Origin of the sequence: Nostoc sp. T09 (assembly GCF_002154695.1) — a bacterium.
Lineage (GTDB): Bacteria > Cyanobacteriota > Cyanobacteriia > Cyanobacteriales > Nostocaceae > Aulosira.
Map to the genome: position 1 here is coordinate 1 of NZ_MTAV01000136.1, position 15,752 is coordinate 15,752.

Consider the following 15,752-nt stretch of genomic DNA (forward strand, 5'->3'; position numbering starts at 1 on the left):
ATCTACTTCCTCTAATAAATGCAGTCGGAACTTCAAGACAGAATTGCTCTGGATCACAGCTGGGGCAAAAATGTCTGTCATGTATCTACGAAAAGCTTCCACACTCACAGCATGAGACTTCTTCACCATGACGTGGAATTTAACCACACCCAATTTTCCGTTGGGATCTCCTGAAGGGATGCTATCAATATAGGTTTTGGAATTGCCAGAATTAGTTATGTAACCAATTGCTTTGCTGAATATATTACGTTCATCATCCATGAGAATGGCGGCAGATTTGAACCAGATATCGCGTTCAGCTTCTGACTCAAAGGTTAATTCGGCAATTGCCGGAAATCGTTCTTCTTCAGTACAGGTGTAATCTACGCCGACAGTTGTTGGCCAAATGCCAGCTTCATTTTGAGCCAGGTGAAACTGCCAATATTGATACTGTCCTGGAAGACGGGCACAGACAGGGCCATGCACGTTTTTCCAATAGTTATTGAAAAGTTCTAGGGAAATACCTTTGCGTTTCCACAAACACAAGTAAAAAGCTACCTTGCCTTTTTGATCGCGGGTTGAGTAATCGATTCTTCTGATTGCTGTTGTCATTGCTTTTTTTTTTACTTCAAAAATTTCATTAAGGATACCGAAGCAGCCTGGGGCTTGATTGAATCCCGTATAAACGCAGATGAACAAAAGAATTTCTGTGATTTCCTCGTAAGTAGCTCCCTGTGTGAGAGCTATATTCACATGTGCTGTAAAAGGATTACTGGGGCCTTTGTGATTTTGGTTGACAATATCAACTGCCATCTTTTGATCAATTATTGACGGCCACCTTACAGTAATTGATCTGCTGCATTGCTGCTTGCTGAAGTTGTACTGCTTCTGCTGGTGAAGTTTCTGGATATAAATAGGTACAGGTGAAAAACATCTGGTTTCTTACCGTAGCAACTCCGATGAAACGCTCATTTTTCAGGTGTGTTGCTATAGCAGGCCCATAAATTGCCTGTAGTTGGATATTGCCAAACTGTTGAGGAATATTTAAACGCCCCAGATTAGAAACTAAAACCTCATGACTATACCCATCATCGAAGGCTTGCTTGACTTGATTGGGACTAGGATTCGTAGCTAAGAAAGCTTGGCTTGCAGTAACTTTTTGGGCTATTTTATCGAGTGCCATTTGCTCATGAAGTTGAGATTTGAGCGATCGCGCAATATCCCACAATGTTAAATCAGGGGTAATGTCATGTGTCGTCAGTCCCACCGAAGCATAATAGCCACAATCCTCTACAATCAAAGGTGCGAGGTGGCGGCGGATATCAATAGGCGATAGACACTTGAGATTGTACTGTTGACCGCTATTTTGAGAAACGGCCAGTAGAAAAGCCGCACAAATAGCAGCATGGACAGAAGTTTGCTCTTGACGACACCGAGAAATAAGCAAGGCAGTTTCTTCTGACGATAGTGACCAAGTTAGTAAGCGAACAGTTTGATCTTCGGGCAATATCTCTGCCTTTGGACTCGTAGAATCGTTAACAGTAGATGGCGACGATTCATTATTACTGTTTTCTGGACTTGGCAGACTGGGGCTTTTCGCAGCCTTCTCCAGAATTAACTCTTCATAACCAGGACGCAGTGGTAAAATTTGCATTTCACTATCAGGTGTACCAACAGCTTGCAAAATATCTCGCAGCAGGTAAACAGATGACAACCCATCTGAAATCGAGTGTTGAGTGGTAACAATTATTTCTGAAACCTCAGGAGAATGGACAAGTACCACCCGTAGCAAAGGTGCTTGACTCCAATCAAATGGTTGAGTAAGTTCTTTTTCAACTTCTTTGACCCAATCTTGCTCTCTGATTCTTTGTACAACCCGCAAAGGAATTTTAGCCACATCTTCTTTAAACCAAGGTTGTCCAGATGCATCAGTAACAATGCACACTCTTAGTAATGGATGCCGTTGCTGAAGAGCAACAAGTGCCTGTTCTAATTGACTAATACTAAATTCTCCAGTTATCTGTGCAGTGACTACAAAATGAAATGGTGCCACCTGGTCATATAACCAAAAACTGTGTTCTCCTGTACTTAGAGGGCGATGCATAAGTAAATAAACTCCATATGTAAGTTAAGTAATTATTAGACTCAGTTAAATTTGCTTTTAAGATGTTAATAAAAGCCCTAGAGTGTGTCTGCTTGACTCAAAACCAAAGACTTTTTATTTAAAATCACTAGTGATTTAACTAGCTACTAAAGTTGTAAATTATTCAATTCTTGTTTTACTGAGTATTGATAACCTTGATATTTATAAATATATTTCCTTTATCTGTAAGTGTCGTTACAGTAGTTGTCTGGAATTAGAAACATGGAAAAGTCAGTTAATGTCAGACATTATTTTAAAAATATAAAATAATGCTTGAGTACTAAAATCACGTCATTTTTTCAAACCTTCAAATTTACTAGAGCATTACTTAAAACTTCACAAGTTTAAAGATGTCTGGAAAAGTCAGGTATGATTACTAAGTAAGAGTGAAACGTAAAAAGATGAGCCTGGAACTAAAGGTCTCTGTTGTAAATGCTGCGTTATTTGAGCGTTTTGGTAGATATCTAAGTGATGTCGAAACGTCGATTATTGTTGGTTCGCTTCAAAAGCAGACTTATGAAGAGATTGCCCAAAGTTCTGGTTATTCTGAAAGTTATGTCAGGCGTGATGCTGGGCCCAAGCTTTGGAAGGTGCTATCAGAAGCACTGGGAGAGGAAGTCAGTAAAAATAACTTGCAAGCAGCATTAGAGCGAAGATTGCAGTTACAACAACAGATGGAAAAAAGTTGTGATTCCAACTCTGGGACTGCAAACTCAGAACTAAAAACTCAAGACTTACCTAAATCGCATCAAGATTGGGGTGAAGCGGTTGATGTTTCATTTTTCTATGGTCGCCAAAGTGAACTTGCAACCCTCAAACAGTGGATTGTGCAAGACCAATGTCGATTGGTTGCACTGTTAGGTATGGGTGGAATTGGTAAGAGTGCTTGTAGTGTGAAGCTAGCTCAACTTCTGCAAGCAGAGTTCGAGTTGATTATCTGGCGGAGTCTACGTAACGCACCTCCTTTAGAAACTTTGTTAACTGAATTAGTAGTGTTTTTATCCCAGCAACAGGAAACAAAAGCAGATATAGGACGATTGGTTCATTACTTGCGTAGTCAGCGTTGTCTGGTGATTTTAGACAATATGGAAACGATTTTGGATGCACAGCAAGCTGGACAATATCAGTCAGGGTATGAGGGGTATGGTGAACTGCTGCGCCTGGTAGGAGAGACTAAACACCAGAGTTGTTTAATATTGACCAGTCGAGAAAAGCCAGGCGAAATTGCCACCTTAGAAGGAGCAGAACTGGCAGTGCGATCGCTAAAATTAGAAGGTTCACAGGAAGTAGCACAGTCTTTATTGCAAGCAAAGAGATTGGTGGGGAATGAAGCACAAAAGCAGACATTGTGCGATCGCTACGGTAACAGTCCTCTAGCCACCAAGATAGTTGCAACCTCGATTCAAGAGTTATTTGATGGTGACATCAGCGAATTTCAAAAACAAGACACAATTATTTTTAACGGCATTCGGCGTCTGTTGGATCAACAGTTTGAGCGACTATCACCGTTAGAGCAAACCATTATGTATTGGTTAGCAATTAATCGAGAGTGGACAACGATCGCCGAATTAGAAGCAGACATTGTTGGGGCTGTGTCTAAAAGAAGTATTTTGGAGGGCTTGGAGTCTTTAAGTAGGCGATCGCTTCTAGAGAAGAAATCTAGTAGCTACACTCAACAACCTGTAGTCATGGAATACGTTACTGACCGATTGATTGAGCAGATTGCTAACGAATTACTCACAAAAAAGCTCTCATTATTCCTCAGCCATGCCTTAATTAAGACAACAGCTAAAGATTACGTGCGCTCAAGTCAAGTTCGAGTGATTTTGCAACCCGTTGTTGAACTATTTAAGAGAGTATTTAGCTCAAATTTCATCCTCAAGCAGCAAATTCAAGCAATTACAGAGTTACTGCGACAGCCAGAAAACAGACTATCTGGTTACGGTGGCGGAAATCTGATCAATCTTTGCCGTTATTTGCAAATGGATTTAACAAACTCTGATTTTTCTGATTTAACAATTTGGCACGCCGATCTCCAAGGAATAGATTTACATCGAGTCAGCTTTGCCCGCTCTGATATAGCTAAGTCTACTTTTACTCAAGCTTTTAGCGTTGCTACAAGTGTAGCATTTAGCCCGAATGGGGAAATTTTAGCGATCGCAGATGGTACAGGGCAAATTAACCTCTGGCAAATTCTTGGCAGCAAGGGACTTACAGTAGAAATCAGCCAACCACTTTTAACTCTCAAAGAACATCAAGCTTGGATTTGGTCAGTTAGTTTTAGTCCTGATGGGCAAACAATCGCTAGCGCCAGCGAAGACCAAACTCTTAGGCTTTGGGATGTCAGCACAGGTGAGAGCTTAAAAATTTTACATGGTCATACTGGCATGGTATCGTCAGTTACCTTTAGCCCTGATGGTCAGACAGTTGCAAGTGGTAGTGCCGATTTAACAGTGAGGTTATGGGATGTAAACACAGGTCAATGTTTGAAAATTCTCTGCGGACATAACCATCAAGTACGCACAGTTGCCTTTAGCCCTGATGGTCAAACAATTGCTAGTGCTAGTGACGACCAAACTATCAGACTTTGGCAAGTCAGCACAGGAGAACTTTTGAGAGTTTTGCCAGGGCACACCAGTCCGGTATGGGCGATCGCCTTTCACCCTGATGGTAAAATGCTTGCCAGTGGTAGCCACGATCAAACTGTTAGGCTCTGGGATATCAACACAGGTCAATGCCTGAAAACTTTACAGGGACACAACAGCATGGTGTGGTCAGTCGCCTTTCACCCCAATGGGCAACTCCTGGCGAGTGGCAGTGGAGATTCAACTGTTAGACTCTGGGATACTGACACGGGTCAATGTCCAAAAATTCTGCAGGGACACAACAGCATGGTGTGGTCAGTTGCTTTCCACCCCAATGGGCAAATCCTGGCGAGTGGTAGCGAAGATCGCACTGTGAAACTGTGGGATTTGCATAGTCACCAAGCTTTAAGAACATTTCAAGGATATGCAAATCAGATTTGGTCAGTTGCCTTTAGTCCCGATCAGCAAATCCTTGCTAGTGGCAGTACCGATTCTTTAAGGCTCTGGGATATCAACACAGGTGAATGTCTCAAAACTTTACAAGGGCACACAAGTTGGGTGACATCTGTTGCCTTTAGTCTGGATGGGCAAACCCTTGCTAGTAGCAGTTGCGATCGCACCATTCGCATCTGGGCTTTAGATACGAGTGAATGTCTCAAAACTTTAAAGGGGCATACAAGTTGGGTGTCAGGAGTTGCTTTCAGCCCTGTTGAACAGATTCTTGCCAGTGGTAGTTTTGACACAACTATTAAAATATGGAGTATTGATGACGGTAGATGCATTAATACTTTGCAGGAACATACAAGTTTCGTATGGTCAACCGCTTTTAGCCCCAATGGACAAACTCTTGCTAGTAGTAGCTTTGATAAAACTATCAGACTGTGGGACATCCATGATGGTAAATGTCTGAAAGTTTTGCAAGGGCATACTAACTGGGTCTGGTCAGTAGCTTTCAGTCCTGATGGGCAAACTTTGGCTAGTAGCAGTGCTGACCACAGCATTAAACTGTGGGATGCTAACACAGGTCAATGTTTGAAAACTCTACAAGAGCATACCAACCAAGTTTTTCAAGTCAAGTTTAGCCCAGACAATCAAACACTTGTCAGTTGCAGTACTGACCGCACAATCAAACTATGGAATGTTAATTCGGGTCAATGCCTTGTAACCTTACACGGTCACACAAATCAGATCCGTTGTGTTGCTTTCAATACCAATGGACAAATCGTTGCTAGTGGTAGTGCTGATGATACTATTAAAATTTGGGATTGGAAGAGGGGTGAATGTTTGAAAACCCTCAAGGCTGACCTACCCTACCAAGAGATGAATATTACTAGTGTTACAGGTTTAACCGCAGCCCAAAAAGCAACTTTGAAAGCTTTAGGAGCGATTGAACAATAGACTCATCCATGAATAGCCAATGCTTGCCAAAAGCGAGTGTTAGAGATTCAACCTTAACAGCGATTGGACGAAGACCAGTACCGTAGGCGATCGCACAAAAGATGGCTTCTATTAACTTTGAGGGCGGCTGTAAATCTGCGATCGCCCTGGATACCTACCCCCTTCTCCTTATACCCTTACACCCAGCCTTTGCACTTGGGTTTCATCTTTTCTTCGTGGCATTCTTTTCTAGTAACCTATCCCACACAACTTTCTGGCACGGTCTGGGCAAGCGTGACACATTGGCTCGCAGCAAGCAAAATATCCTAGGGATTGCCCAGGCAGATGAGCGACAGGACGTTGAGTTGTTGAGGAAGCGATCGCCTAGTATCTCAATAAGGCTAACCCTGCAACTCCCAAGGAGTCATAAGAGGCAAGTTTGAAACCATTAAAAATTTGGTGTAAAAGTGCCATGCAAACCATAAGGGACGTGATGCTTTAAGTGCAGGCGAGCTATAGGTCCTTGGTTGAGACATTTTCCATCCAAAATCACAACATCAGTGCGGTGGTAGGCGGCATCATACACCAGAGTGATAACCCAACCATCATCCTCTGCTAAGGGTGTAGGGCGTGGTACAAAAACAGGTTCTCCCACAAAACCCCTGGGAGCCGCACTCCAAAACTCTTGCTGTCCCGATTCTGGGTTGATTTTCAGTATGGCTTGCAGAGGCGCATTGCCCCCAGCTTGATGAGCAGCACCTAAAAAAATCCAGCGATGGGGTTGTCCAATTCGTTCAGGAGAGACTTGGGGAAATTCTACACACCGAGGATCAATTAGCTCCCGCCTAGCAGTTTTCTGACTTAAATTCAGGTGAAACCGCCACAGTTGACCAGGAGGTAATTGCTCAAAGTCAGTATTATCTGGATAACCACGCTTGTGGTCAAGACCAACATAGTCTTGATAGCAAACGGAGTCTACAATTATCTCATCTCCTTGTTCAAAGGCATTGCTGTGATGAAAAACAAAGCAAGAATCAGTTTCTAAAACTTGCATAGCTTCTCCTTTGCGGCGAGGAATTATCCAGACTCGCGTAGGTCGATTTGCTTGAAGTTGAATACACTCTGCTGGGCCTCGGAAGCCGAAAACGTAGGGAAAGGGATTGAAGGATACCGGAGGCTGAAAAAACAGGCAATAGTTAGGAGTAATTGCAAAGTCATGGATAAAGAGAAAGCCTGGAACTCGATGTGTCAAATGTTGAACTACAGTTCCAGTGATATCCAGTTCATAAGTATGAATTTTCGATATTAGACCAGCATTAATAGCAAACGCAACCAAACGGGAAGCTTGAGCGGAGTTACCTAGATCAATCTTCGGATGAGCAGCAATAGGAGACCCTTTACGAAGCAAACCATCAAAAGTTTCAATCCCTAAAGTCTCTAGAGTTCTTGGGTTGAGGCGGTAAGGAGTTGCGGCTTCCCACAGAGTCAGCAGCTTTTCTCCCCAATATATTACTTGCGTATTGGCAATATTTTTTAGCCGCAAATCAAAGGCATTAGCTAACCAACCACCTGGTTTTTGTGTGCCAAATACGCCTCGGTAAAGCATACGTTTAGCAGTGCGTTCTGCCAGATAACCCTCAGTTTCGATAAATCGATTACGAAAATGGGCTTGTCCTTGGAAAAAAGTAATGGCGCAAATCATACCATCTCCATCCCAAGGATGATGGAGTTGCTGACCATTCACATCTAGCAATCCAGGGCCATTGCGAAATAACGTACCATTCAGTTCTGGTGGAATTTCTCCCTCAATATCATCAATTAAGTAGTCAAACTCTTGCTGAAGAGAACGCGCCCCTCCCTTCCAATCTTCAAAAGTGTAAGGTCTAGGTTGTTTTGAAGAAAAATCTGTTTGTACTGAGTTTGTCTGTTTATTCATTATTCAATACTTTGTGAAAATCGATAGACTCAGATCCCCGACTTCTTCAAGAAGTCGGGGATCTTGTTTTTTACTCGTCTTTAGGTAACAAAAATTCCTCAAATTTATCCTCTAAAGTCTGCTTAGTAAATTCAGGAAAAACTATGTCATTAAACAATTCTTGAACTGCTTTGCATTTCTTCTCAATCAAATGTTGATAATCTTTTTTTACTGATTCTTCTCGTTTGTGACGGCGTTCCTCTGCTGAACAGTGCTGCTGACGAATATTAGGTAGCCAAGTGGAGTGTATTGTCATGGCAAGATTCAAAGGTTTCTGGTTTGAATCTGAACTAACACTCAGCCGATAAATTGGTTTATTCTTTAAATCATCAGCATGGAAAATCCAAAACTCATCTGTAGCACGGTCAGATTGGCTAGGGTCTGGGTCTAACATCACCGCACACACAATGAAGCCATGAATCGACTCATCTATGTCTTCAGGACAGGGAAGAGAACTGGGAATAAATTGCGTTGAACTGACATAAGTTCCAGAAGGGAATTGATAATAATCAACAATTTCCATCTGCTGTGTATCTAAACGCAATAGAGTAATTGGTTTATTTTCCTTTGCCTTTGGTAATTGTTCAACCGGAACAACTCTACGTGGATCTGCTTTATAAGCATCATAGATACGCTGAGGTATCAGTTCCCATGTAAATCCTAGAGATAACCAGTAAATATTTTTAACTTCTTGGGTTGTTTCTGTTAGTGAATCACGGTTGAGTTCACGATGAGTATATAAAGATAGCGCCCAGGTTGATTGAATATCTTGAACAGTTTTGCAACTTTCTATTTTTCCTGTTTCGCCATCAACCACATATCGCCCGAGAGAACCTAAATCAGTTGAACCAACCATCATTCCCTCTAAGTCTTCACGAAATGGTTTTCCTGGGACAGACGTATCATGACGCGTAATCCATTCTGTAACGTCCCAACCGTTCACATGACCAACGTGAAGTATAATTTTTTTATTTTCAGGATTAATATAGTCAGCCGTAAAATGCGAAATTTCTCTAGGTAATGTCACCTTTTGAACTTTGATTGTTGTTCGATTATCAGGTAAATCTTCTATAGAATATCCTATATTTCCTCTATCTAAATGTTCGCGATTCACAATATATAAGTTGGCAAAAGGAAGAGGCTTAATTGCCTGGAGAAAGACGGCATAAATCCAACTACCTATTGAATAAGTTCTATTAAATTTCCACAATCTTAAAAATCCAAACAGAAAAGGAGTAAATATTTGTGAAAACTCCATTTTAAAAGCGATATCAGCAAGAATAATATATTTCTCGGTTATTGCTAATTGATGAAGAGATTGGTCAACTAGTACTGGCTCACCATCAGGCAGTACCAATCGCCAACGCTCCATAGTAGGCTGTAACCCTTTTTGCTCGTCTGCAAATCTATAACGAATTAAATGAGTAAAACGTCCTAATTCCTGCTTGGGATTAAATTTTATTTGCAACAAGGCGTAGAATAATTTGACTACTTTGCGGAACCAATTACTATCTAATACCCAGTTGACAGGTTCTTTAAATTTGCCATTGTAACCTGTTGAATAATTGGTCGTAAATAGCTCATCTTGCTTACCATTTGAGCTATTGCAATCCGTAACATAATGGGCTGAACTAATGTAAGTCTCAAAAATATTAATCCATGTAAGCCTAGAAATAACCGGAAAAATGCCGCACCATTCTTCAGTGGAACCTACTGATTCTAATAGTTCCATACTGTCTGGATCAAGTTGGTAGGCGCGACCCGCATCCATTGTTAATAAAAGATGATCTCTAGTCTTTAAAAAAGCTGTATTTAATTGATTCCTCGATCCCAAAACAATACTATAACGACTAGGTCCACCATTACGGAAGGCTGAGAAGTAGGAGAAACACTTATATTTTTTAACAAACTTTGAAAGTATTTTGTTTTTAAAAGGGGTAAATGGTATAGGTTCTATCGCATAATCTCCTAGATAGAACTGCGTAGCAGGATCTGCATAGTAGCAAGGAGTTTTAGCGATTCTGGTTTTGAGTATTGCTTTGCCATCTTCAAAGCCCAAACGATACACCATCCCATCGCCTGTATAAAGTTGAGTTCCATCTTCTTGAGGTTTCTTTTCAGACTGAAACAAAGCCCCAACTATGAAAGCATAGCCATGCAAACCTGGTGGTAATTCGGCTAATTGTAGCTCGGCTAGGGGAATAATTTCATTTTGTCCATCTTTTTTTTCTTGTTTACGAATTTCCAGATGCCAACAGCCCTCATGACGGCTGGTTTTAATGACAGATTTCGGAATATGAAAACTCTTAGAAGATTGTGGAGTTGAACTAAAATTTTTATTCATCTAAATGTCTCTATCAAAAAAATAAATTAAATCTTTAATTAATTTACTAAGGTAAAAAGAATAATTCTATTTTTTATTGCAATAAGAATATTCAGCAAATTAAATCCCCATAATACTTGAGGAACTTTAACATTGCTAGCGTGAAGAAGAAAAATAGTTTTAATATTTGCAAACCTGATTAATGTAAATTAGCATACAGGACTTTATAACTTTATTAAGGAACTCTAAAGAATATAGCCATACAGCACAAAACTAGACTGCACCCAGTTCTTTTAACATTGCTAACTGAGCCTGAGTCAAACCACTAGCACCTGTAATTTTCATTCGTTCGTATGGTCTTTTGGCTTTCAGTATCCGAAGACCATTTCCCGATTGCATATCCCATAGTCTAATTGTTTCATCCTCACTAGCACTAGCCAGGATTAAGCCATCTTGAGAGAAACTGACTGACCATACCCAATTTGAGTGACCACAGAGAGTATTGAGACAACTTCCTTTCTCAATATTCCAAATTTTCACAGTTTGGTCGCAGGAGGCGCTAGCAATCTTTTGACTATCTGGACTAAAGCTAACAGCCATTACCCAGCTAGTATGTCCTTTCAATGTCTGCAAACACTCGCCTGTAGTGACATCCCAGATTTTGACTGTTTGATCGAGACTGGGGCTAGCAAGTAAGCTACCATCAGGACTAAATGCGATCGCTCCTACTCTACCTGAGTGTCCTTTTAATAATTTGATACATCGGTTTTCTTGCACATCCCAAAGCCTGATGGTACTGTCATCACTCCCACTGGCTAAAATCCCTCCTTGAGGGCTAAAAGCTACCGCCGCTACTCGGTCTGTATGTTCATGTAAAGTTAGCCGACATTCACCAAGGCTGAGATCCCATATTTTCACGGTATGGTCGAAACTGCTACTAGCTAGTAGCTTGCCATCAGGACTAAATGCCAGAGACCAAACTTCATCTGTATGCCCGATGAATGTATAACTGCATTTACCACTCTTGAGATCCCAAAGTTTGATTGTGGCATCTTGGCTACCCCCCGCAACTATTTCCAAATTTGGGTGAAAAACCACGGCTGGTAAACCTTGAGAGTACGCTTTAAACTCGTGCAGACATTCACCGCTTTTCGTGTCCCAAATTCTCAAGGTATTATCTTTGTGTCCGCTGGCTAGCATTTGAGCATTGGGACTAAAAGTTACGGACTTAACCCAGTTAGTATATCCGTGGATGCAAGCAATACACTTGCCGTTACTAACTTGCCATAGTCTAATAGTTTGGTCCTCACTGGCACTGGCAAGAGTTTGGTTGTCTGGATTAAAGGCTATACCCCAGATTTGATGATTGTGACCTTTGAGAGTGTGAAGGCATTCTCCAGTCTCCACATCCCAAATACGGATGGTTTGGTCTGCACCACAACTGGCAACTAGCCGATTGTCCGTACTCCACATTGCTCTCCATACCCATCCGGTGTGACCTTGAAGAATTCTTAAACACTGATAATTTTCAGCACTCCAAATTCTCACCGTGCTATCACAGCTTGCACTAACTAACAACTTTCCATTTGGACTGAAGTGAGCTGCTCCAACCCAGTTTTCATGATCCGTAATTGTATAAAGGCATTCTCCAGTCTCAACATCCCAAATTTTGATCAGCTTGTCAAAGCCACTGCTGACCAATCGTTTACCATCGGGACTAAAATGAACAGATGTCACACTAGCGTTGTGTCCATGCAGAATTTTTAGACAACAGCCTTCTGATACTTGCCAAATCCTAATGCTTAGGTCACTACTGACACTAGCGAGCATTGAACCATCCGGGCTAAAAGCAACTGCATACACACTGCCTGTATGCTCGTCTAAGGTATGCAAACATCGACCGGACTCTAGCTGCCATACTTTAATTGTTGAATCTTCGCTAGCACTAGCAAGTAACTGTCCATTAGGGCTAAAGGCAATCCTGCGTACCCAATTGCTATGTCCGCGCAAGGTTAAAAGACGTTGCTGATCTGCAACTTGCCATAAATGAATTTCACAATTGGCATTACCACTTGCTAGGGTTTTACCATCAGGACTGAAAGCAATTGAAATTACCCCACTGAAAGATTGAGTGAAAGTAGATTTGGAAAAATAGCAGTGAGAAAAATTGACATCTTGTAAATTGACATCTTGTAAATATGCTTGACAAATAGTGAGATGAGAAAAATCAAATTTACTGAAATTCGCTTGAATTTGTCTCAGAAGATTCAGGATATTGCCAGCTGCATATCCAGAATGGGTTAAAGCCTCTTGTTTCAATCTTTTGAGAACTTGCTGCAATTGAACCTGAATTTGGTTGCAACTACCCAGAGCTAACATCAAACTATCAATAACTGGACTCAGGATGAGACGAATTTGTGCTTGTCTGAGATAGTCTTTACTCTGGGCTTTAATTAGGGCATAATTTCTCAAAAGTTCATGGTCTTGATTGACGATTTCCTTATAGGTGAAAGCTACTAATTGATCGGTAACGTATTCCATCAAGACAGGTTGAAGCGTAAAGCGATCGCCTGTACGCTCTAGGGGAAGCTTGCGTTGCAGTACTCCCAAAGTTGCAGGTAGTGCGGCTTTAGCAGTTGATAACATCAAATCTTCCCGTAACTGAGCTAAGGTCACTGGCTCCCGATTGATTGCTAACCAGTACAGCACCTCACAGCAAGCTGCGGGGAGCCTTTGGAAGTGCCAAGATAAAAGTTCTTGCAAGTCGTGAAATACTGGTTTACCTTCTTTTAAAAAATCGGCAATACTGCCAAAAAATACTTCTAGGATGTGTTTGCCAACTAGTTGCAGTGCTAAAGGATTGCCATTATAAAGCTGAATTAACTCCCGCCAGTCGTCTTCACTAGCTGTAAAATCGCCAAGCTCTGCAATAATCTGTTTTCCAGCTTCAATATCCAACCCCTGTAACATCAGAGAGCGCACTGGACGAGTTGGCCCATCCATTAAAATGAGTTCTTGGGGTTTTTCGCGGCTTGTGAGCAGTAAGCAACTTTGATGAGGGACTTCCCCAATTTGTTTAATTAACTGTCCATAATCTTCATAGTCAGCTAGATACCGACCGATGGGATCTCCGGCTTGTAGAAGCGTTTCAGCGTTATCTAGGATTAGGAGACATCGGTGGGTTCTCAGATATTGGAGCAACAAAGAAATGCGTTGGCTAATTGTGTCTGGTAGTGTTATCTGCTGCTGCCTGGAAAGTACTTTAATTAAATCGGCAAGTAAGTCAGACAGGGGAGGAGCATTGAGAAGCGATCGCCAAATCACAAACTCAAACTCATCTTGGATACCCTTGGCTAACTGAAGTGATAAGTCTGTTTTGCCAATCCCACCCAATCCAAGTTTCAGAGAAAGATGAGTTTTGCCAATACCACGCATTCCCACAATTGCCACACATCGAGTGCGATCGCGAATAATCCAATTCTCCAATAGCTCTAGTTCTTCTGTGCGACCAAAGAACACTGGTACATCAGGAGCATCTCCCCAGTCTGCATGGGAATTGGAGGGTTGTTGATTGAGAGCCGAGGAGGCGGTTGTATTATTTTGCTGTTGTACGCTTCGTTTTAATACTCCGTGCAGGTTATTCTTGGTAACTTTTTCACCTAAAGCTTGAGAGAGCGATCGCCATAGTTCGGAACCAACATCTTTGATGTGACCAGGGTCGTAATCTGACTCTACAGCCATGTCTAAGTATGTTCGTCCTTCCCAAGACTGACGAAAGACAATATCTTGAACTTTTGTTAAGCGTCCCCGTTTCAATACTTGCTCGACTAGTGCGATCGCTTCTTCAATTGTCATTCAGCACGTAAAAATACTTGGTTAACTATGATATTCGCACTATAGTTTTTGCTATTTTAATAAGTTTACGTAAATTTACTAACAAGATCCGACTTTCTCCTGACCTTTTCTGACCTTTCAACTGTAATTTCAATAGTATAATTTGCCGAGGGAAAGTTTCAGCCGAAGAATCTGAGCCAATTATCTTCCCACCCAACAAAGCAGCCGAATATGAAAAATGCAAATAGCCTTGGTAACAAATTAATTGTAAAGTCTTCTTTAATTCTTGACCCGACACAGTTAATTCCCGTAGAACAAGCTTTATTTTTAGCACAGGAAAACTTACAAACTTTTACCAGTGAGCCTGATTTTGGTCAAAAGATGGCGATCGCTTTTGGCGAGGGTGCTAATGTTGACTCATTGAGAACGGCGTGGTCAGCAAATGATTTCAGTGATTTTCCTGAGATAGAAATTCGAGATGCAGCAGATATCAATGGGGCTAATGGAGCTTTTGCGGCTGCTACGAATAAGATTTATCTATCACAGGAATTTATCATAAATAATCAGGGAGATGTAGGAGCGATCGCTCGTGTTTTACTGGAAGAATTTGGTCATTGGGTTGATACCCAAATTAATACCACTGATGCACCTGGTGATGAAGGGGATATTTTTGCGGCTTTTGTACGTGGAGAGACACTAAATGAAAGCCAGCTACAGGTGCTAAGAGTAGAGGACGACTCAGCAACAGTCAATCTTGATGGAAATTTAGTTGAGCTGGAACAAGCAGTATCCTATTTCGTGGTTGATATTGCTGCGCGAGGTCAGGGAAATGACTATGTTAACGTCTTAAATGGCAGGAATCATAAGGTTTTAGGCACATCTCAAGATAATTTGATTCTGGTTAATACTGGTACTGACTTGGTCTATGGAAGAGGAGGTAATGACACCATTGGAGGTGGAATAAACCATGATGCTCTTTATGGTGGTGATGGAAATGATATTGTTGCTGGAAATGGTGGCAATGATGTCATAGATGGTGGAGGCGGAAAGGACACCCTAGCTGGTGGCGGAGGTGATGATATCTACCGCATTTCACTGGGTTCTAATAGCGCTGGTACGATTATTAACGATTGGGGTAACCATCAAAATCCATTAGGTTTAGTTGATGGAGGAGGAGATGATACTCTCGTAATTTATCAAGAAGCTTTTCAAGAGAACCCGACACAAGACGGCGACTATTTTTTCGCTAAAGAGAACTACCAAACGGAAGTACAAATACTTAATAACAAACTACAAGCAGAATTAATTGGTAGTCAAAGAGATGGAACTACATTAGTCATTGATTTAAACAAAGATGGCGTTATTAATGTAGATCAAGATCTAAGTATTTTATACTTCTACAATGAAGACGGTAGTCCTGGGATTGGCTATATTGAAAATATAGGATATATCGCTGTTAACGATCCACCTGTAGCTGTTGAGGATAGTTTCTCAGTAGATGAAGACAATCAATTAGAAGATAATATTCTTACTAAT

8 protein-coding genes are annotated in these 15,752 nt (G+C 41.3%); 3 read left to right on the forward strand and 5 right to left on the reverse strand.

The window, feature by feature from the left end; translation table 11 throughout:
- The coding region (locus tag BV372_RS25635) for an EthD domain-containing protein (protein WP_179198232.1) at positions 1-792 on the reverse strand (792 nt) is incomplete at its 3' end.
- A gap of 7 nt (positions 793-799) precedes the next feature.
- On the reverse strand, positions 800-2,083 hold the full coding sequence (locus BV372_RS25640) for a condensation domain-containing protein (RefSeq protein ID WP_086689319.1): 1,284 nt from the start codon (positions 2,081-2,083) through the stop codon (positions 800-802).
- A gap of 440 nt (positions 2,084-2,523) precedes the next feature.
- Between BV372_RS25640 and BV372_RS25645 the strand changes: the two genes are divergently transcribed.
- Both BV372_RS25645 and BV372_RS25650 read left to right on the forward strand, forming a co-directional pair.
- Positions 2,524-6,105 (forward strand): NB-ARC domain-containing protein, encoded by a 3,582-nt coding sequence (locus BV372_RS25645; protein ID WP_086689320.1) that lies wholly within the window; start codon positions 2,524-2,526, stop codon positions 6,103-6,105.
- Between the two features lie 101 nt (positions 6,106-6,206).
- Positions 6,207-6,527 (forward strand): hypothetical protein, encoded by a 321-nt coding sequence (locus tag BV372_RS25650; RefSeq protein WP_086689321.1) that lies wholly within the window; start codon positions 6,207-6,209, stop codon positions 6,525-6,527.
- A gap of 5 nt (positions 6,528-6,532) precedes the next feature.
- Here the strand turns inward: BV372_RS25650 and BV372_RS25655 are convergent, their stop codons facing one another.
- The 3 genes from BV372_RS25655 to BV372_RS25665 form a co-directional block, all read right to left on the reverse strand.
- Positions 6,533-8,020, reverse strand: a complete 1,488-nt coding sequence (locus BV372_RS25655; protein WP_086689322.1) for a carotenoid oxygenase family protein — start codon at positions 8,018-8,020, stop codon at positions 6,533-6,535.
- A 70-nt stretch (positions 8,021-8,090) separates the two neighbouring features.
- Complete coding sequence (locus BV372_RS25660; RefSeq protein ID WP_086689323.1) at positions 8,091-10,403, reverse strand: carotenoid oxygenase family protein; 2,313 nt, start codon at positions 10,401-10,403, stop codon at positions 8,091-8,093.
- 252 nt (positions 10,404-10,655) lie between these two features.
- Positions 10,656-14,237 (reverse strand): NB-ARC domain-containing protein, encoded by a 3,582-nt coding sequence (locus BV372_RS25665; RefSeq protein WP_086689324.1) that lies wholly within the window; start codon positions 14,235-14,237, stop codon positions 10,656-10,658.
- A 210-nt stretch (positions 14,238-14,447) separates the two neighbouring features.
- On the opposite strand from BV372_RS25665, the gene BV372_RS36670 reads away from it, so the two are divergent.
- On the forward strand, positions 14,448-15,752 hold a 1,305-nt coding region (locus tag BV372_RS36670; protein WP_086689325.1), incomplete at its 3' end, for a calcium-binding protein.